Source organism: Stenotrophomonas sp. P5_A8 (assembly GCF_056400545.1).
On record NZ_JBFULB010000621.1, the window covers coordinates 1 to 797 of the forward strand.

A 797-nucleotide genomic window follows, 5' to 3' on the forward strand; every position below is an offset into this window, starting at 1 on the left:
TTGGTAAAGCGGATCGATGAGCAGATCGTGAGATCAACTGCACCAGGCCACGATTCACGGTGACCCTAGCAAACACAGTGTGGGTGACGATACTCGTGTTTTACCGAAAAAGCGATAGCTGGTTTATTCAGCCATCCTCCCCCTCCCGCCTGACAGGACAAGGGATTGGCGCATCGTACACCAATTCATCATGCCTATTCAGAATTTTCCTACCTTAAGATCAGCCAAATGCCCGATTCAAGTTCCGCGATTTCCCGTATCTGGGTCGATGCGGACGCCTGCCCTGGCGTCATCAAGGAGATCCTGTTCCGCGCCGCCGAGCGGGTGAAGATCCCGCTGGTGCTGGTGGCCAACCATTGGCTGCGGGTTCCCCCCTCGCCGCTGATCAGCTTCCTGCAGGTGCCGCCGGGGCTGGACGTCGCTGACAGTGCGATCGTTCAGCGGCTGGCCGCTGGCGATCTGGTGGTCACCCAGGACATCCCGCTGGCGGCCCTGGTTCTGGAAAAGCAGGCCGTGGCGTTGAACCCGCGCGGTCAGCTGTACACCCCGGACAACATGGCCGAGCGGCTGTCGATGCGCAATTTCATGGAGGAACTGCGCGGTGCCGGCATCCAGACCGGCGGCCCGCCTCCGCTGGGCGCGCGCGACCGGCAGGCGTTCGCCGCCGAACTGGACCGCTGGCTGGCCAAACGTTCAGCCCGCTGAACGTGTAGTGCCGGCCGCTGGCCGGCTCCCGGAAATGCCCATCACCCCGGTARTGCCGGCCGCTGGCCGGCTCCCGGAAATGCCAAACACCC

The 797-nt window shown here is 62.9% G+C and carries 1 protein-coding gene; it reads left to right on the forward strand.

Going from position 1 to position 797, the window contains the following annotated elements; all coding sequences use genetic code 11:
• Positions 1–228 precede the first annotated feature (228 nt).
• Entirely contained in the window at positions 229–705 is a 477-nt protein-coding gene (locus AC1DQP_RS21120) for a YaiI/YqxD family protein (RefSeq protein ID WP_457320249.1), read from the forward strand.
• The last annotated feature ends 92 nt before the right edge of the window (positions 706–797 follow it).

Bases quoted from the DNA above. Each gene is read 5' to 3' on its own strand.
- AC1DQP_RS21120 (WP_457320249.1), top strand. From the start codon at position 229: ATGCCCGATTCAAGTTCCGCGATTTCCCGTATCTGGGTCGATGCGGAC.